At 66.5% G+C, this 17984-nt stretch carries 11 protein-coding genes; 5 read left to right on the plus strand and 6 right to left on the minus strand.

Annotation, left to right across the window (positions count from 1 at the left end; all coding sequences use genetic code 11):
* The first annotated feature begins 9 nt into the window (after positions 1 to 9).
* From IPK27_20400 to IPK27_20410, 3 genes are all read left to right on the plus strand, one after another.
* Complete coding sequence (locus IPK27_20400) at positions 10 to 4434, plus strand: hypothetical protein (GenBank protein MBK8069886.1); 4425 nt, start codon at positions 10 to 12, stop codon at positions 4432 to 4434.
* A gap of 123 nt (positions 4435 to 4557) precedes the next feature.
* Positions 4558 to 4971, plus strand: coding sequence for a prepilin-type N-terminal cleavage/methylation domain-containing protein (locus IPK27_20405; GenBank protein ID MBK8069887.1), 414 nt, complete (start codon positions 4558 to 4560; stop codon positions 4969 to 4971).
* A gap of 117 nt (positions 4972 to 5088) precedes the next feature.
* Positions 5089 to 7287 (plus strand): M3 family metallopeptidase, encoded by a 2199-nt coding sequence (locus tag IPK27_20410; GenBank protein MBK8069888.1) that lies wholly within the window; start codon positions 5089 to 5091, stop codon positions 7285 to 7287.
* A 205-nt stretch (positions 7288 to 7492) separates the two neighbouring features.
* Here IPK27_20410 and IPK27_20415 read toward each other — a convergent pair whose 3' ends face one another.
* Entirely contained in the window at positions 7493 to 7714 is a 222-nt protein-coding gene (locus IPK27_20415; protein ID MBK8069889.1) for an RNA-binding S4 domain-containing protein, read from the minus strand.
* A gap of 203 nt (positions 7715 to 7917) precedes the next feature.
* Between IPK27_20415 and IPK27_20420 the strand changes: the two genes are divergently transcribed.
* Positions 7918 to 8676, plus strand: a complete 759-nt coding sequence (locus IPK27_20420) for a hypothetical protein (GenBank protein ID MBK8069890.1) — start codon at positions 7918 to 7920, stop codon at positions 8674 to 8676.
* A gap of 252 nt (positions 8677 to 8928) precedes the next feature.
* Here the strand turns inward: IPK27_20420 and IPK27_20425 are convergent, their stop codons facing one another.
* The 3 genes from IPK27_20425 to IPK27_20435 form a co-directional block, all read right to left on the minus strand.
* Positions 8929 to 10107, minus strand: a complete 1179-nt coding sequence (locus IPK27_20425; GenBank protein MBK8069891.1) for an aminotransferase class I/II-fold pyridoxal phosphate-dependent enzyme — start codon at positions 10105 to 10107, stop codon at positions 8929 to 8931.
* A 65-nt stretch (positions 10108 to 10172) separates the two neighbouring features.
* Complete coding sequence (locus IPK27_20430; GenBank protein MBK8069892.1) at positions 10173 to 11204, minus strand: aminotransferase class I/II-fold pyridoxal phosphate-dependent enzyme; 1032 nt, start codon at positions 11202 to 11204, stop codon at positions 10173 to 10175.
* Between the two features lie 115 nt (positions 11205 to 11319).
* Positions 11320 to 11763, minus strand: coding sequence for a hypothetical protein (locus tag IPK27_20435; protein ID MBK8069893.1), 444 nt, complete (start codon positions 11761 to 11763; stop codon positions 11320 to 11322).
* Between the two features lie 176 nt (positions 11764 to 11939).
* On the opposite strand from IPK27_20435, the gene smc reads away from it, so the two are divergent.
* Complete coding sequence (gene smc, locus IPK27_20440) at positions 11940 to 15437, plus strand: chromosome segregation protein SMC (GenBank protein ID MBK8069894.1); 3498 nt, start codon at positions 11940 to 11942, stop codon at positions 15435 to 15437.
* A gap of 99 nt (positions 15438 to 15536) precedes the next feature.
* Here smc and IPK27_20445 read toward each other — a convergent pair whose 3' ends face one another.
* Positions 15537 to 17522 carry a M13 family metallopeptidase gene (locus tag IPK27_20445; GenBank protein MBK8069895.1) on the minus strand — a complete coding sequence of 662 codons (1986 nt, stop codon included), beginning with the start codon at positions 17520 to 17522 and terminating at the stop codon, positions 15537 to 15539.
* A 38-nt stretch (positions 17523 to 17560) separates the two neighbouring features.
* Complete coding sequence (locus tag IPK27_20450; GenBank protein ID MBK8069896.1) at positions 17561 to 17836, minus strand: hypothetical protein; 276 nt, start codon at positions 17834 to 17836, stop codon at positions 17561 to 17563.
* Between the last annotated feature and the right edge of the window lie 148 nt (positions 17837 to 17984).

A 17984-nucleotide genomic window follows, 5' to 3' on the forward strand; every position in this document is an offset into this window, starting at 1 on the left:
GAAACTGTCATGAACATGTCCATCCATTCGATGCCAGTCGGGCGCGTGCGGCTGCTTTTCTGGGCCACCGGTTTCGCGCTCTTTTCTGACGGTCTGGCCGCCGCGGCGCCCGGCACTGTCGATCTGCTCGCCACGCCACCCGAGATCACGGCCAGCGTTGCACCAAACGTCGTCTTGACCTTCGACGATTCGGGCTCGATGGCTTGGGAGTACATGCCGGATCAGCGCCCCTACGGCGGCGGTGGCTGGGGCATCTCTACGTCGGTGACGACCAATTCCAGTCACCCCTGGTTCTGCGCCGGGCGCATCGACGGACTGGTCAGCGATCCTGCCAATCCGCGCTCGAAGCCGATGAACGGGATGTATTACGATCCGAACGTCACCTACCGTCCGCCGTTGAACGCAGATGGCGTGACCGAATTTCCCCAGGCGAGCTTCACCGCCGCCTGGAATCACGGCATCGCGCACAATCGTCCGTCCTCACCGAACACGACGCTGGGCACGCGCAACCTGCGCACCAGCAGTTTCTGCCGCACCGCCCAGCCACTGGCCGATGCCACCTATTACCAGTTGGAAGGCGGTGACTTCGCCCAGGATTGGGAAGACACTGGACTCATCAGCGCCAATAACAACTGGAACGGGGTCCCTCATCTCTACGGTTATGCAAACGACCGCTCCGGCAGCACGGTCGACATCAATCCGCAGACACTGACGGGTTACACCACCACCTCGCTGAACGTAACCGCCAACTCCACAAATCCGGCGACCACCTCAGGTGGTATTTTCGAATTGTCCGGTGCCTCTGTCGGTGGAAACCCGACGATAGGCCTCCAGGGCGCGAGCAATCGCGATGCACCCTATATCCTGCTCCGGCTGAACACCGTGCGCTGCACTGCCGCGCAGTTGCAATACCGGTTGCGCGACCTGAATCCGGCCAACATCACGGCGGTCCAGCAGATCGACGTGCAGATCCGAACGCCGGACAGTGGCAACTTCACCAGCATCAACTATCACGCCAATGCCAACAACGGCGGCGTGATCGACGCCTCGGTCAACCTCGATGCCGCTTATCTCGGACAGGAAAAAGTCCAGATCCGCTGGATGACCACCAATGCGTCGGGCAACGACAACATGATCGGCGTCGATGACATCAAGCTCATCGGCACCTGTACCCAGCAGACCACGGACGAAAACGCCGGTTACTATCGCCTGAAGGACTCGGTCACGCTGACCACGGATGCCTTCGGGCGCATCACCACCGACCAGGCGACGCTCTACGATGCCGCCAACTGGGAATGGGTGCCGCTGCCGGTCAGCCAGCGCCAGAACTTCGCCAACTGGTACTCCTACTATCGCAATCGCAATCGTTCCGCGACCACGGCCATGTCGCGCGCCTTCGCACCCTTCAACGAGAACATTCGCGTTGCCTGGCAGAATCTCGGCCTGAATACCGCCACGGCCGGCGTGGATGCACCGATATTCGGCGCCACCACTCCAATCTACAAGTTTCTGGATGAAGCAAGCAACAGCAACGTGCGTACCAGGTTTTACGACTGGCTGTTTCAGATTCCGGCCAGCGGGAGTACCCCGAACATCGCCGCCTCCATTCGCGCCGGCGACTTCTTCAAACGCGCTGGTGGCGCAGTCGACACCAACCCGTACTGGGATCGCGACCTGTCCCGCGAACTCAGCTGTCGCCAGAATTTCCATATCAACATGAGTGACGGATTCTGGAACAACGGAAACCCGGCACCCGCCACTGCCGGTAGCCCGCCCGCAAGAAGGTACCTTGATACCAACGCCGCACTGCCTGACGGCCGCAGCTACAACACCGGCAACGCAGAAACCAAGTTCTTCAACCGCTTCGCTGGCACTCCGATCGAGCCGAGTCTGGCGGACGTCATGTTCCACTACTGGGCGTCGGATCTGAGACCGGATTTTGCAGGCCAGGACTCCACCCGCTTGAAGGTGCCTCCCTTCATTCCGGATCGTTCTACCAACCTTTTCGGCAATCCAGTCGGATCCGGTCAGAATGCGCTTGATAATCTGGAGGTCTACTGGAATCCGGCCAATGACCCCGCAACCTGGCCGCACCTGGTCAATTTCAATATCAGTTTTGGTCTGGAGGGCACCCTTCCGCAGACACCCGACGTGTACGAATCACTGCGGCTGGGCGATGATCCGGCATTCATCTGGCCATATCCGGTGGTTGGAACCGATGACGGTCGCAAACTTGATGATTTCTGGCATGCAGCATTGGTGAGTCGGGGCCGCTTCCTGTCGGCCCAGAACCCAGAAGAACTGATTACTTCGCTGCAGGAGATCATCGCCAGCATCATTGCGCGCCGCGGTGCATCGACGGCAGTGTCGGTTTCCCTGCCGATCATCACCGACGGCACGACCGGCTACGCGGCCGGCTATGACACTACCGACTGGTCCGGCTTCGTGACCCGCAACGAGTTGGATCCGAACACCGCGGAGTCCATTGGCATCGAGTGGGATGCCGGTTGCTTCCTGACCGGTGGTCCGTGTCCAACCACGGTCTCCGATTATGGCCCGGCGCGGAATCCGGATACCCGCGAGATCATCACCTCGAACGGCACGTCCGGCAGCGGCAAGCCCTTCCGCTGGGCCAACTTGTCATCGCAGCAGCGTGCACGTCTGAACGTCGATCCGACCACCATCCGCCTCGACCTGGGGACCTGGTCCACCGATACCTTCGGCGACGAGCGCGTGGCTTACTTGCGTGGCGACCGCACCAACGAAACCACGGAAACGCCGCGCTTCCGCCAGCGCAGTTCCGTGCTCGGTGGGGTTATTCGCGGCCAGCCGGTCTATGTCTCCTCGCCTATCTCAGGTTACCCAGATACCTTCCCGAACGGCTCCCCGGAGCGCATCGCCAGCGACGCCGGCAACAGCTATGCGCGCTTCCAGAACACCAATCGCAACCGCGCGCCCACGCTGTATGTGGGTGCCAATGACGGCATGCTGCATGCGTTCAATGCTTCGACCGGCGCCGAGCGCTTCGCTTATGTACCCAATGCGGTCATCGAGAATTTCCGGCTCACGCGCTCCACGCAGTTCGAGGGCGGTCTGACGCCCACCGTGGATGATGCCCCGCTGGTCACCGACGTCTTCATCAATGGCTCCTGGCGCACGGTCCTGCTCGGTTCCTTGCGCCTGGGTGGACGCGGCGTCTACCTGCTGGATATCAGCAACCCCACCGGGACCACCGACAGCAGCCCGACCGCACTGCCCATGCGGGAGGTCACGAACGTGCCGCCCCCCGGTGACACCAGTGTCGACTGCGCGCCGGGTGCACGTTACTGTTCGTCACTGGGTTACACCTACACCGGCGTCAACACTGCTCGCATCCAGTACCAGAACAAATGGGTTGCGCTGGTCTCCAGTGGCTACTTCCCGATCGATTCGCTGGATCCCGCCAGCCTGTCGCCGAAGGCCAATCAGACCTCGCTGCTGGTGATCGACATGGCCACCGGCCAGTTGATCCGCGAGATCATCACCTCCACGGCACCACAATCGGCGACTCAAAGCTTCGGCTTGTCGCAGGCGATCGTGATGGACGTGGGCGGCGACTATATTGATGACGTCGCATTCGCCGGTGATCTCGCCGGTAACATGTGGCGCTTCGACCTGACTGGCAGCCCTGCGGAATGGAAAGTGGACCTGATGTTCAAGACCTATGGCACGGGTGGCGTCGGCGTCGGCGACCAGCCTATCGCTGCCTCTCCACGAGTGATGTCTGACAGTACCCGGCGCAGCCCGCTGATCGTGTTCGGCACCGGCAAGTTCATTGGACTCCCGGACCGTTCCGCGGCGATTCCGCAACAGTCCTTCTACGGCATCAAGGATCTGGGCACCTGCGACACCACCGACAACCCGGCCGCCTGCAGCGCATACCCGACCACTCCGGACCACGCGGTAGTGCAGAAGATCACTCAGGCATCAAACGCCGTCCGCAGCATCGGCCCGTCCAGCGAACCGACGCCGAGCAATCCCATGGGCTGGCGACTTCGCCTCGATGTGGCCAGTGAACCGGGCGAGCGCGCGTTCGAGTCGGTGTTCCCATTCTACGGTTCGAACGCGGTTCTTTTGCGCTCGATCATTCCGAAGGGCGTGGATCCCTGCGATCCGGGCGCGCGCTATGGCTTGATGGTGGTCAATGCCGCAACCGGCTCTGCCATCTTGGATCCGACGAGTTCATCTCCTTCCTCATCAGGAGTTGTAGGAGGCGTAATTTCCACCCCGACGCCTCCGGGTAAGCCAGTGGTCGTTCGCGGAGGCGGCGACGTGGAGATTCCAGGGCTTCCACCGGATATCAGTGATGCCGTAATGGATGCAATCGAGGAAAGCTTGGAGGAAGCTGACGACGTCTGGCACCGCGGCGCTTGGCGCGAGATCCTGAATCAATGACCCAACACGGACGCGCCCCGGCGAACCCGGGGCGCGTTCCGGCGCAAGCCCGCCAATCCGGTCTCGACGCAGAGCAGACATCATCAGGGCGCTCAGTCGCCCATCACCACCGGAGCCGAAGCAATGAAAGGACGCACGCGCGGATTTACCCTGGTCGAACTGATGATCGCCGTCGCGGTCATTGCGGTCCTCGCAGCGATCGCGCTGCCCTCCTACCAGAACTACATGTTCCGCGCACGGCGAGCCGACGGTCGCGAAATGCTGCAGCGGATCGCGTCCGCGCAGGAGCGCTTCTATACCAACCGGATGCGCTACACGGCCGATCTGACCACCGCTGCCGGGCTCAACCTTGGCACCGCAACCTCAGAGGCTGGCCACTACGCGGTGGCTGTGAACGTGGCTGGCGACGGTCAGAGCTTTACCTTGACGGCCGCGCCGCAGGGAATCCAGGCTCCCGATGCCTGCGCCAATCTGACCGTCAACAATGTCGGAGCGCGCGGTTACTCGGGAAGCGACAGCAACGGTAGTTGCTGGTAGCGCCCTGAAGCACAACATGACCTCTGGCCCTTGCATCACCGTCTCCGTCCGCTAGCGTCGCGCAGGTTCCTGCACTGACCCGTGCCGGTGCCGCCCGACCAGTTGGAGATCCTGACGATGCGCCCTGCCCTGCTGTCCGCCGCCCTCGCTTGTGCGGTCGCCGCCCTCTCAGCCTGCCACCAGCCTACGGCCACTGATCCGGCAAAGGTGGCCGCGTCAGCCGAGACCGGCCATCCGGCAGAGACCACTGCCAACCCGCTGCTCGCGGAATGGACTGGCCCCTACGGCGGCGTACCGCCCTTCGACCAGATGCAGGTCAAGGACGTCAAGCCAGCCATCGAGACGGCGATCGCGGCGCACCTGAAGGAACTCGACGCGATCGCGGCGCAGGCCGAACCGGCGAACTTCGAAAACACCCTGGTTGCGATGGAGCGTTCCGGCGAGCTGATCACCCGCGCCCAGGTGTTCTTCGAACTCTACTCGTCGAGCCTGTCGACCCCCGAGTTCCGCGCCGTGGAAGCCGAAGTGGCGCCGATGTTCGCCGACTACCAGTCGCGCATGGTGCAGAACGAGAAGCTGTTCCAGCGCATCCAGGCGGTGCGCGAGGGGGCCGAGTTCGCCACCCTGCGCCCTGACCAGCAGCGCCTGGTGCAAGTCACCCACGAACTGTTCCGCAGCATGGGCGCGCAACTCACCGGCGAAGCGCGCGAGCGCTACGCCGCGATCAACAAGGAACTGGCCAGTCTCTACACCCAGTTCTCGAACAACGTGCTGGCCGACGAAGAAGGCTACGTCAGCTACCTCGATGCCACCCAGCTTGGCGGACTCCCGGAGTCCTTCACCAAGTCCGCCGCGGCGCTGGCGGAAAGCAAGGGCCAACCCGGCAAGTACGCGGTGCTGAACACACGTTCGTCGATGGATCCGTTCCTGACCTATTCGACCGAACGCGCCTTGCGCGAACAGGTCTGGCGCACCTACTACAGCCGTGGCGACAACGGCGATGCGCATGACAACAACGCGCTGATCACGAAGATCCTGGAACTGCGCCACGAGCGCTCGCAGCTTCTGGGCTACGCCAATTACGCCGAATGGCGCCTGCAGGACCGCATGGCGAAGACCCCGGAACGCGCCTTCGCGCTGATGGAGGCGGTGTGGCCGGCAGCCATCGCGCGGGTCAAGGAAGAAGTCGCGGACATGCAGAAGATCGCCGATGCCGAAGGCGCCGGGATCACCATCGAGCCCTGGGACTACCGCTACTACGCCGAAAAGGTGCGAACCCAGCGCTACGCCTACGACAGCGAGGCGGTGAAGAAATACCTCAACCTGGACCAGCTGACGCAAGCGATGTTCTTCGTCGCCGGCGAGTTGTTCGACTTCGACTTCACTCCGGTACCCGAGGGCCAGGTTCCGGTGTTCCACCCGGACGTGAAGGTCTGGGAGGTCAAGCGTCGCAACAGTGGCAAACATGTGGGCCTGTGGTACCTCGATCCCTATGCCCGTCCGGGCAAGGGCTCCGGTGCCTGGGCATCGAGCTTCCGCAACCACGACACCCTGCACGGCGAACCGAGCGTGCTGTCGACCAACAATTCGAACTTCATCAAGGCTGCGCCCGGCGAGCCGGTGCTGGTGTCCTGGGATGACGCAACGACCTTCTTCCACGAGTTCGGGCATGCGCTGCACACGCTGTCGTCCAACGTCGACTATCCCAGCCAGAACTGGGGCGTGCGCGACTACACCGAGTTCCAGTCGCAGCTGCTGGAGCGCTGGCTGCTGACCGAACCGGTGATCCAGAAGTATTTCCGCCATGTCGACAGCGGCGAGCCGATGCCCGCCGAGCTGGTGCAGAAGCTCAAGCAGTCGGCGAGCTTCAACCAGGGCTTTGGCACCACCGAATACCTGGCCAGCGCGTTGATCGACCTCAAGCTGCACATGGTCGACCCCAAGGGCATCGATCCCGACGCGTTCGAGCGCGACACGCTCGCCGCGCTCGGCATGCCGAAGGAGATCGTCATGCGCCACCGCACGCCGCACTTCGGCCATGTGTTCTCCGGTGAGGGCTATGCCGCAGGCTACTACGGCTATCTGTGGGCCGAAGTGCTGACCGCCGATGCAACCGAAGCCTTCGCCGAGGCGCCAGGCGGCTTCTACGACAAGGAACTGGCGCGCAAGATGGTCGACCACCTGTTCGCGCCGCGTAACAAGGTCGACCCGGCCGAGGCCTATCGCGCCTTTCGCGGGCGCGACGCGACCATCGACGCGCTGCTGCGCGATCGCGCCTTCCCGAACGACAACGTACTGCCCGGCGCGGGCAAGTAAGCGGCGTAGCCCGGGGTACGCGCGCAGCGCGTTCCCCGGGTGCTTGCGGCAAGCACCCGCTGAGCCGCTGCGCGGCACAACGGGCTACGCGGAATCAACCGCTCGCGACGATCTCTCGCGAGCGCAGCCACAGGCTTGCGCCGCCGCACCCGCGCTGCGGGCGAAGTAACAGGCCTTTCGCAACGCCAGCGGGCAGGCTGGTTGATCAGGCGCCCGCACGCACCTCGATGCGCTCGCGGCCGAGGGTGACCACCTGTCCTGCATGGATCTTGGCCGTCTTGCGCAGTTCCTGGGCGCCATCGACGTACACCGCGCCGCTCGCCACCAGTTGCTTTCCGGCGCCGCCGCTATGGCAGAGACCGGCGAGCTTGAGCAGTTGGTTGAGCTCGATATAGGGGCCTTCCAGGTCGAAATGCTGCGTGGGCATCCATCCATCCGGTCACAAGGTCGGGGCTCAAGTCTGGTCGCGCCCGCGTATCCGCGCAATGCACCCGGCGGCGGCGGTCGCGACGCCCGTGCCGGGCAGCGCGCATTCCAGCCGCAGGGTTCTCGCCGGACTGGCGGGCGCCTGAAACTCCGTTCAGCGAGGTGGGCGTAAGGTTCAAGCAACGGACTGCTGCGGAGCCGGGCATGGCGATCCTGCGTTGGTGGGCGTGCATCCTGATGCTGATGGCGCTGCGGATTGCGGCAGCAGATGCTCCGATTCGAGTACAGACCGAGGTCAAGGTCGGTGATCGATCGCTGAACTTCGATCTCCAACTTCGCCTGAGCCGGGCCCAGCACGGCGCCACCCAGATCACCACCCTGGTAGACCTGGGGCCGGTGCTGCCTGCCCTGCGCCAGGCGCTGCTGCAGCGCCTGCCGCGCGACCGCTGTCGGCGGGAGGGGCTCGACAACTGGGTGGCGGACCTGCGCCAGCTCAATCTGCGCGTCGATGAAGACTGGCTGCTGCTGGAACTCGAGCTCGACGCGCAAGCATGGGCCTGCGTGGACATCCACGGCAGCGAACTGCGGCGAAGAATCTCGCATGCGCGGGTGCGCCTGCTGCTGCCGCTGCGCGTCAGCGCCAATGATGCCGGCCTGCGCCTGCGCGTCGGCCGCCCGCAGGTGGCCGCACGCGGGCCGCTGGCTGATGCTGCCCGCCTGTGGTTCGCGCTGCGGGGAGAGGAACTCGGAGACGTGCTGGCAAGGCGAGCCCAAGCGATCGACCCGCGTCGACTGGCCTTGCCACCACCCTCGCTCTGGCTACATCAGGGGCAACTGGTGTCGGCGCGTTTCATCGACGCGGGTCGGCCATCCCTGGAACTGGTCGCGATCCTGCAGCCGCAAATGCCCGGGTGGTTAGACCGGCTTTGGCCTGGCCGTCGCACGGTGCAGCCAGGACCCTGACCGGGCGGGCTACTCCATTGCGAATCCCGACGCCGTGACCCGTTCCAGCGCTGCAACTACCCCGGCGGCGCGGCGCACAAGCGGCTGCACGACAAGTTCAGCGCGACCCTGATGCAGGTACTGAGCGATTTCGAGGCTGGCGGAGACATCGCCAGCGGCGTGCTGGAGTTGCTCAAGGACTGGCTGATCCAGCACATCCTGGTGGCCGACAAGGCCTACGCGCCGCACCTCGCGCAGGCGGCCTGAGGCGGGTCACAATCGCGCCAGCGCCTGGTCCAGGTCCGCGATCAGGTCTCCGGGGTCTTCCAGGCCGATCGACAGCCGCACCAGGTTCCACGGCAGGCCGGTCCGGTTGGACTCTGCGTTGCCGCCGCGAATGACCACGGCCACCGGCCACACCAGGCTCTCGTGGCCGCCCCAGGACACCGCGAGCAGGAACATCTTCAGGCTGTCGCAGAAGCGCTCGACGCCGGCGAGATCGTCGGCCAGCACTTCGATCGACAGGATCCCGGAGCCGCCCTGCATCTGCCGCTGCGCCAGCTCGCGCTGCGGGTCGCTTGCGCTGCCGGGGTAGTAGACTCGCGCGACCTTTGGATGGCGCTCAAGGAACTCGACGACCTGGGCGGTCGATTGCTGCACCCGCTGCATGCGTACGCCGAGGGTGCGCAAGCCGCGCAGCATCAGCCAGGCCTCGAAGGGCCCGATGATCGCGCCGAAGGTCATGTACGGGCCGCGGAAGATCTCGCGGATCATCGCCTGCGGCCCGCAGACCACGCCGGCAACGACATCGCTGTGGCCGTTGAGGTACTTGGTCGCCGAATGCATGACCAGATCGATGCCCAATTCCGCCGGCCGCTGCAGCAGCGGACTGGCATAGCTGTTGTCGCACAGCGTGCGGATGCCGCGTGGGCGCGCGATGGCCGAGATCGCCGCCAGGTCCTGCAATTCCAGGGTCAGCGAGTTCGGGCTTTCGAGCACGATCATCTTCGTGCGCGGCGTCAGCGCCGCCTCGACGGCGGCGAGGTCGGCGCCATCGACGAAACTCAGCTCGATCCCGAAGCGCGGCAACCAGTCGCGCACCAGCACGCGGGTCCACGCATAGGGCTTTTGCACGCAGACCAGGTGGTCGCCGGCACGCACGCAGGCGAGCACCGCGGCGGCCATCGCGGCGGCGCCCGATCCGAACACCAGCGCATCCTCGGTGCCTTCGAGCGCGGCCAGCTTGCGCCGCAAGATCTCCACCGTCGGGTTGTTGCCGCGGGTGTAGAAGGCATTCGCCAGTTCATCCTGGCCCGCCTCGCGCATCGCCGCGACGCTGCCGAAGGCGAAGTTGCTGGTCTCGTAGATCGGCGGCGTCACCGCCCCGCGATAGTGCTCGCGTTCCTCGGCGAGGTGGTTGAGGATGAAGCTGAGCGAGGGGTTCTCGGCCATGCGCGGGCAGACTGGAAAGGATGGCGCCAAGACTGACGGCGGCGCCAGGCCGGCGCAAGCCGGCGTCAGCGCGGCCGCGCCGGAATCGACGCGAGCGCCTTGCACACGCGCTCGATCATCGGCCGGTCCACATCCAGGTGGGTCACGAAGCGCACCGTGCGCGGCCCGAAGGCCGAGGCGCGCACATCGCGCTCGCGCAGGCTGTCGAGGAAGGCCGCCGCGGTCCAGCCTTCGGCCAGGTCGAAGATCACGATGTTGGTGTGCACCGGGCGCAAGCCGGACACGTAGGGCGCCTCGGCCAGCGTCGATGCCAGCATTCGCGCATGTTCGTGGTCCTCGCGCAGGCGCTCGACATGATGCGTCAGCGCGTGCAGGCCTGCCGCCGTGAGGTAGCCGATCTGGCGCATCCCGCCGCCGAATCCCTTGCGCAGGCGCCGCGCGCGGGCGATCAGTTCAGCGCTGCCGATCAGCAGCGAGCCCACCGGTGCGCCGAGGCCCTTGGACAGGCAGATCGACAGGCTGTCGAACTGGCCTCCCCAGTCCAGGGTGGATTCGCCCGACTCGACCAGCGCATTGAACAGCCGCGCGCCGTCGAGGTGCAGGCGCAGCCCACGCTCACGGCAGAGCGCGCGGATCGGCCGCACGCGGTCGAGCGTGTAGTAGCTTCCACCGGCTGCGTTGCAAGTGTTCTCGAGCACCACCAGGCGCGAACGCGGCAGCCAGTCGGCGACCGGCTTGATCGCGGCGGCCACCTGCTCCGCCGTCAGCCGCCCGTGGTCGCCCGGGATGGTCTGGATCGCGATCTGCGAATGGAAGGCGTAGCCGCCGTTCTCATAGCGGAACACATGCGAGGTCTCCTCGCAGATCAGCTCGTCCATCGGCTCGGTGTGCGCCTTGATGGCGATCTGGTTGCTCATCACGCCCGAGGGCATGAACAGCGCGGCCTCATGCCCGAACATCGCTGCCGCGTGCGCCTGCAGCGCATGCGCCGAGGCGTCCTCGTTGAACACATCGTCGCCGACCTCCGCCGCCCACATGGCCTTGAGCATGCCCGGCGTGGGGCGGGTCACGGTGTCGCTGATCAGGTCGATGGGCATGGTGCGCCGTTGGCTGGAATCGATGGTCTGGGTGAAAACGCGCTGGCGTGCCCCGGAAGTGGGGGCGCACGGTCAGGAGCCAAAGCCCGCCGACCCGATCGGGCGCCGCGGTGGTCTAGCGCATTTTCCCGCGCCAATGGTCTTCTTTCCGTCGGCCTTCGGCATGCCGTCGATCGCCTCCGGCCTTGTCGAAGTCGATCACGGGCTGGTCGATCGGATCCATCCGACGCTTGCGCTTGCGGTTCTCGGTAATCGGCAGATAGCGGCAGCTGCAGCGATTGCCGCAACCGGCGATCGGCACCGGGATTGCGCTCTCCACCCGAAAGCGATGGCCGCTGCACTCGCGCGCCCAATGGCAGGCGCGTTCGGGTTGCGCAACCACCAGCTCCCAGACGCGGACGCGCTTCAGACCGGAGAACTGGCGCGGGTTCTGGACCGTCGCGGGGATCAGTGCCAGCTCGCCCAGGGTGCGGCGACGCACCTGGCGACGCCATAGAACCCCCACCACGGCCAGCACCAGGGCAATGACGGCAGCGATTGCCAGTGTGATCGGATCCATCGGTGGCTCCGGCGCAGGCCTGATGGCCGCAGCATGGCCCGCCATGGCCGCGCCGGCAAGCCTTGCGTTGCGAAAGTGCTTGCGCTGAGGATCGGGTGCTCTGGAAGCGCGGTGCTATGATCCGCGCCCCGCCGCGCGGCGGGTCCCACATCCGTCCGCCATTCCAGACCGTCCTGATGCGCCTCGCCACCGTCAAACTGGCCGGGTTCAAGTCCTTCGTCGACGCGACGACCTTGCACCTGCCGACCAACATGACCGCCGTCGTCGGTCCGAACGGCTGTGGCAAGTCGAACATCATCGACGCGGTGAAATGGGTGCTGGGTGAGTCCGCCGCCAGCCGTTTGCGCGGCGATTCGATGACCGACGTGATCTTCAACGGCACCACCGAGCGCAAGCCGGTCGGCCAGGCGTCGGTGGAGCTGATCTTCGACAACTCCGACGCCAGCGTGCTCGGCGAGTACGCGGCCTACAACGAGATCTCGGTGCGCCGCGTGGTCGGGCGCGATGGCCAGTCGCAGTACTGGCTGAATGGTACCAAGTGCCGTCGCCGCGACGTGACCGATTTGTTCCTGGGTACCGGCCTCGGGCCGCGCTCCTACGCGATCATCGAGCAGGGCATGATCTCGCAGATCGTCGAGGCGGCGCCCGAAGACCTGCGCGTGCACCTCGAAGAGGCCGCCGGCATCTCCAAGTACAAGGAGCGGCGCAAGGAGACCGAGTCGCGCATGCGTGCGACGCGCGAGAACCTGGAGCGCCTGAAGGACGTCTCGGACGAGGTCGACAAGCAGCTCGAACACCTGCGCCGCCAGGCCAAGCAGGCCGAGCGCTGGACCGAGCTGCGCGCCGAGCAGCGCAAGGTGGACGCCGAGGTGAAGGCCCTGGGCTGGCGCGCGCTGTCCACCCAGCTGGCGGCCGAGATGGAGCGGCTCAAGCAGGCCGAGCTGCTGGTGGAGCAACTGGCCGCCGACCAGACGCGCAACGAGGCCGACACCGAGCAGGCGCGCAGCGAGCACGTCACCGCTGCCGAGAATTTCCGCGCGGTGCAGGCCGAGCATTACCAGGTCGGCGCCGAGATCGCGCGGGTCGAACAACAACTGGCGTTCCGCCGCGACACCGTCGCAAGGCTGAAGCGCGAACTGATCGAGGCCGGCGCGCAGCGCAGCCATCTCGACGAGCAGCTGCGCCTGGATCGCGACCAGCAGACGCTGCTGGCGCAAGCGCTCGAGCGCGAGGAGCCGCGGCTGACCGCGCTGGCCGATGCCGCTGCCGACCGCAGCGACGCGCTGGCGGCCGCGGAGGCCGCGCTGGCCGCCTGGCACAGCCGCGCCGACACCCTGACGCGCACCGCGGGCGACGCGACCAAGGCGGCCGAGGTCGAGCGCACGCGCATCGACTACCTCGAGCGCCAGATGCACCAGGCGATCAAGCGCCGCGAGATCCTCGATTCCGAGACCGCGATGCTGGCCTCGCGCGGCAGTGCCGACGAGCTCAGCGCGCTGCGCGAATCGCTGCAGGTGGAGGAAGAAACGGTCGAAACGCTGTCGGCCGAGCTGGATGCGCGCAAGGCCGCGGTGGCCGGCGCCGACCAGTCGCTGCGCGGCAGCCAGGCGCAGCTGAACCAGTTGCGGCAGCAGCTGAGTTCGGCGCGCGGCCGGTTGGCCTCGCTGGAGGCCCTGCAGCATGCCGCGCTCGGCGAAGACCGGCGCGAACTGACGGCCTGGCTGAATCGCCACGGCCTGCAGCAGGCGCCGCGCCTCGGCACGCTGCTGCAGGTGGAGCCAGGCTGGGAGGCCGCAGTCGAAACCGCGCTCGGCATGGCGCTGGAAGCCATCGTGGTCGACCAGGCCGCGACGCGCGATCTGGACATCGCCTCCCTGCCGAAGGGCGTGCTGACCCTGGTCGACACGGCACAGGCGGATGCGACCCCGGAACCCGGCACCCTGGCATCGCGCGTGCGCGGCCCGGCGGCGCTGGTCTGCTGGCTGGGCGGCATCCGTACCGCCGCCGATGCCGATGCGGCGCGCACGCTGGCGCAGGGCCTGGCGCCGCACCAGAGCGCGATCAGCCCCGACGGCCACTGGTTCGGCCCGGGCTGGCGTCGGATCGATCGCGGCAGCCAGGGTCACGAGGGCGTGATCCAGCGGGGGCGCGAGATCGAGGCGCTGAAGCAGGAGATCGAGGCCGGCGACGAGCGCTCCGCCGAGCTGGACCAGTTGCTCAGCCAGAGCCGCACCGCGCTGGCCGAGGCCGAGCGCGCGCGCGAACTGGCGCAGACCAGTTTGTACGCCGCGCACCGCAAGTTGGCGGATTTCTCCGGCAAGGTGAAGAGCCACGAAGGCAAGGTCGAGCAGGAGCGCCAGCGCCGCGAAGCCATCGCCCGCGAGCGCGAGCAACTCGGCGAGCAGATCCACCAGGCCGAGCAACAGACGCGCGAGGCGCGCGGCAAACTGAATGGTGAGATGGCGCGGCTGGAAACCCTGGCCGAGGAGCGCGAGCGCCTGGAAGCCGAACGCCAGCGCCTGACCCAGGCACGCGAGAGTGCCCGCAACGGCGCGCGCGAGGCGCAGGAAGGCGAGCGCCAGTTGGCGCTGTCGGTGGAGTCCAAGCGCACCGCAGCGCGCTCGCTTGCCGCCGCGATCGAGCGCATCCAGGTCCAGCTCGGCCAGCTCGGCCAGCGCCGCGGCCAGTTGGAGCAGCAACTGGAAGAGTCCGAGGGCCCGCTGCCCAAGCTGGAGCAGGAACTGCGGCTGCACCTCGACCAGCGGGTACTGGTCGACCAGCGCCTGTCGGCCGCGCGCCAGGCTTTGGAGCAGCTCGACCAGAAGCTGCGCAAGCACGATTTCGAGCGCCAGCGCATCGACCACCAGCTGGCCCAGGCGCGCGAGAAGAAGAGCCAGGCGCAGCTGGGAGAGCAGGCGATCCGGATCAAGGCCGAGGCGCTAGAAGAAGCGCTGCACGCCGAAGGTTTCGAGCGCGATGCAGTGATCGCCGAACTCGACCCGGCCGCGACGCTGCCGGTCTGGGAAGCGCGCCTGGCGGACCTGGAACAGCGCATCAAGCGGCTGGAGCCGGTCAACCTGGCGGCGATCCAGGAACTGGAAGAGCAGTCGCAGCGCAAGACCTACCTCGACGCGCAGCACGCCGACCTGACCGAGGCGCTGGAAACCCTGGAAGAGGCGATCCGCAAGATCGACCGCGAGACGCGCACGCGCTTCAAGGAAACATTCGACCGCGTCAATGCCGGCGTGCAGGAGCTGTTCCCGCGCCTGTTCGGCGGCGGCCACGCCTACCTGGAGCTGACCGGCGAGGACCTTTTGTCGACCGGCGTCAACATCATCGCGCGCCCGCCCGGCAAGAAGCCCGCCAGCATCGGCCTGCTCTCCGGCGGCGAGAAAGCGCTGACCGCGGTGTCGCTGGTGTTCTCGATTTTCCGCCTCAACCCCGCGCCGTTCTGCCTGCTCGACGAGGTCGACGCCCCGCTCGACGAAGCCAACGTCGGCCGCTTCAGCCAGATGGTGGTCGAGATGAGCAAGAGCGTGCAGTTCCTGGTCGTCTCGCACAACAAGGTCACCATGGAAGCCGCCAGCCAGCTCGCCGGCGTCACCATGCGCGAACCCGGCGTGTCGCGCCTGGTCAGCGTGGACCTGGCAGAGGCCACGCGCCTGGTGGGGTGAGCAACCCGAATCTCTTCCGCGTTTGCTCCGATCAGGCGCCTTCGGGATTCCGTTGGCATCTGCGCCTGGCAGGTCCTGACCGGGTGCGCCGGGGGTGGATCACCAGATTTCCACCCGTTCACTCCCGATCCGCACCATCGGATCGCCGCGCGTACACCCGAAGGCAGAGTGGAACTCGGGCATGTTGGCCAGCGGCGCGTTGACGCGGAAGGCGCCCGGCGCGTGCGGCCCGGTCTGGATGTGCAGGCGCAAGGCTTCGGGGGTCCAGTTGCGCCGCCACACGCGGGCCCAGCCAAGGAAGAAGCGCTGCTGCGGGGTGTAGCCGTCGATTGCAGACCCGCTGCCGGGCAGAGTCGAAACAAATGCCTGGTAGGCGAGGCTGACGCCGCCGAGGTCGGCGATGTTCTCGCCCAGGCTTGCCTTGCCATTGAGCCTGAGGCCGTCGGGCGTTGCAAACTCGCCGGCCTGCGCGATGAGCCGCTGCGCGCGGCGTTCGAATTCGGCGCGGTCCCGGGTGCTCCACCAGTCGCGCAGCCGGCCCTGCGCATCGAAGCGGCTGCCGGCATCGTCGAAGGCATGCATCAGTTCGTGTCCGATCACCGCGCCGATGGCGCCGAAATTCAGGGCGTCGTCGGCGTCCGGATCGAAGAACGGCGGCTGCAGGATGCCGGCCGGAAACACGATCTCGTTCAACAACGGGTTGTAGTAGGCGTTGACCTGCTGCGGCGCGATGTACCACTCGCTGCGGTCCGCCGGACGGCCCACACGCGCGTACTCCTGCGCCTGGCGGAAACGGTCGAGGGCACGCACGTTGGCGAGTAGCGTGTCCGGCGCCAGGATCAGCCCGGAATGGTCGCGCCAGCGGTCGGGATAGCCGATCTTCGCGCCGAAGCTGGCCCATTTGCGCAAGGCCTCGGCGCGGCTGCCCTCGCCCAGCCAGGGTAGCGACTCGATGCGAAGGCGCAGGGCCGAGCGCAATTGCTCGACCAGCGCCAGCATCCGTGCCTTGGCCTCCGGGCGGAAATGGCGCTCGACGAACAACTGCCCCAGCGGCTCTCCCAGGCGCTGGTTCATCTGCTCGATGGCGCGAATCTCGCGCGGCCGCAGGCGTTTCTGGCCGCGCAGGGTGGCGCCGTAGAAGCGAAAGCTCTCGTCCACCATCGCGGCATGCAGGAAGGGCGCGGAATGGCGCAGCAGCTGCCAACGCAGGTACGCGCGCCAGCTCGCCAGCGGCCATTGCGCGATGCCCTGCGCCACCGTGGAAAAATGCGCCGGGTGCGACAGCGAAAACTGCTGCGCGTGGGCGAGCCCCACGGCGTCCAGGTATCCGCGCCAGTCGAAGCCCGGCGTTGTGGCGCTCGCCTCGCCCACGCTGCGCAAGTGGTAGCTGCGGGCAGGATCGCGCAGTTCTTCGCGCGAGAGGTGTGCGCGCGCCAGCCGGGTTTCGAGCGCCACGATGCGCCCCGCGTCGGCCTGCGAGCGGCGCATGCTGCTGCCGGCAAGCGCGAGCATGCGCGCGATGTGCTCGCGATAGGCCTCCAGTTGCCGGCGCGACTCGGCATCGTGGCGCAGGTAGAAGTCGCGGTTCGGCAGGCCCAGTCCACCCTGGAAGGCATAGGCGATGACCTGTCCGGGGTCCTTCAGGTCAGGCTGCGCCACCAGGTGGAACAACACCGGTACCCCGTCCCGGTGCAGGCGCTGGATCAGCGGCTGCAGCTCCGAGCGCGCGCGGATGGCGGCAATCGCGTCCAGGTCGGCCTGGATCGGCGCAAACTGCAGGGCCTCCAGTTGCGCCGGGTCGGTCGCCGAGCGGAAGAAGCGCCCGACCAGCCACTGCGGCGATCCTTCGGTCGCGTCCCGCTGCGCCGCCGCCTCGCGCGCGATCCGCAGCAAGCGTTCGTTGTTGCGATCCTCGATCTCGTTGAAACTGCCCCAGCTCGAGTACGCCGGCGGCACCGGATTGCGCGCCAACCAGCCGCCGTTGGCGTACTGGTTGAAGTCCTGGCAGGCGGAGACGGCGGGATCCAGGTCACCGGCAACCAGCCCGCTGTCGGCGGCCTGCGCCGGGACCAGCCAGGCGAACACGGCAAGGCACACGGCCCGGCTGGCGGTGGATCCGGCAATCACGCGATCGGCAACAGGGTCAGCAGGAGACGCCGGAATTGTCCCGATCGCGGCGGCAGGGGACAGTGCAACAGGTCATTGCCTGAAAGCGGGTGTAGGCGTGAGCAGCGGGTGTTGGTTGTTGGTGTTGGTTGTTGGTGTTGGTTGTTGGTGTTGGTTGTTGGTGTTGGTTGTTGGTGTTGGTTGTTGGTGTTGGTTGTTGGTGTTGGAAGGAGCGGATGCCCGCCAGTCCGCGCCAGGCTGCGATTGCCAACATCAGAAGCCAGCAGCAACACCGGTGTTGGTTCCCGGTGTCGGTGTTGGAAAGAGCGGCTCCCTGCCAGCTCGCGCCAGCCGCTCCAACCAACACCAACAACCAACACCAACACCCGCTTCTGACGCCAACACCAACAACCAACACCAGCTTCTGACGCCAACACCCGC

The organism is Rhodanobacteraceae bacterium, from assembly GCA_016713135.1.
Lineage (GTDB): Bacteria > Pseudomonadota > Gammaproteobacteria > Xanthomonadales > SZUA-5 > JADKFD01.

Coding starts and splice junctions, on each gene's coding strand:
- IPK27_20415 (MBK8069889.1), bottom strand. CDS start 7,714: ATGCCCACGCAGCATTTCGACCTGGAAGGCCCCTATATCGAGCTCAAC.
- IPK27_20420 (MBK8069890.1), top strand. CDS start 7,918: ATGGCGATCCTGCGTTGGTGGGCGTGCATCCTGATGCTGATGGCGCTG.
- IPK27_20405 (MBK8069887.1), top strand. CDS start 4,558: ATGAAAGGACGCACGCGCGGATTTACCCTGGTCGAACTGATGATCGCC.
- IPK27_20435 (MBK8069893.1), bottom strand. CDS start 11,763: ATGGATCCGATCACACTGGCAATCGCTGCCGTCATTGCCCTGGTGCTG.
- IPK27_20430 (MBK8069892.1), bottom strand. CDS start 11,204: ATGCCCATCGACCTGATCAGCGACACCGTGACCCGCCCCACGCCGGGC.
- smc (MBK8069894.1), top strand. CDS start 11,940: ATGCGCCTCGCCACCGTCAAACTGGCCGGGTTCAAGTCCTTCGTCGAC.
- IPK27_20400 (MBK8069886.1), top strand. CDS start 10: ATGAACATGTCCATCCATTCGATGCCAGTCGGGCGCGTGCGGCTGCTT.
- IPK27_20425 (MBK8069891.1), bottom strand. CDS start 10,107: ATGGCCGAGAACCCCTCGCTCAGCTTCATCCTCAACCACCTCGCCGAG.
- IPK27_20410 (MBK8069888.1), top strand. CDS start 5,089: ATGCGCCCTGCCCTGCTGTCCGCCGCCCTCGCTTGTGCGGTCGCCGCC.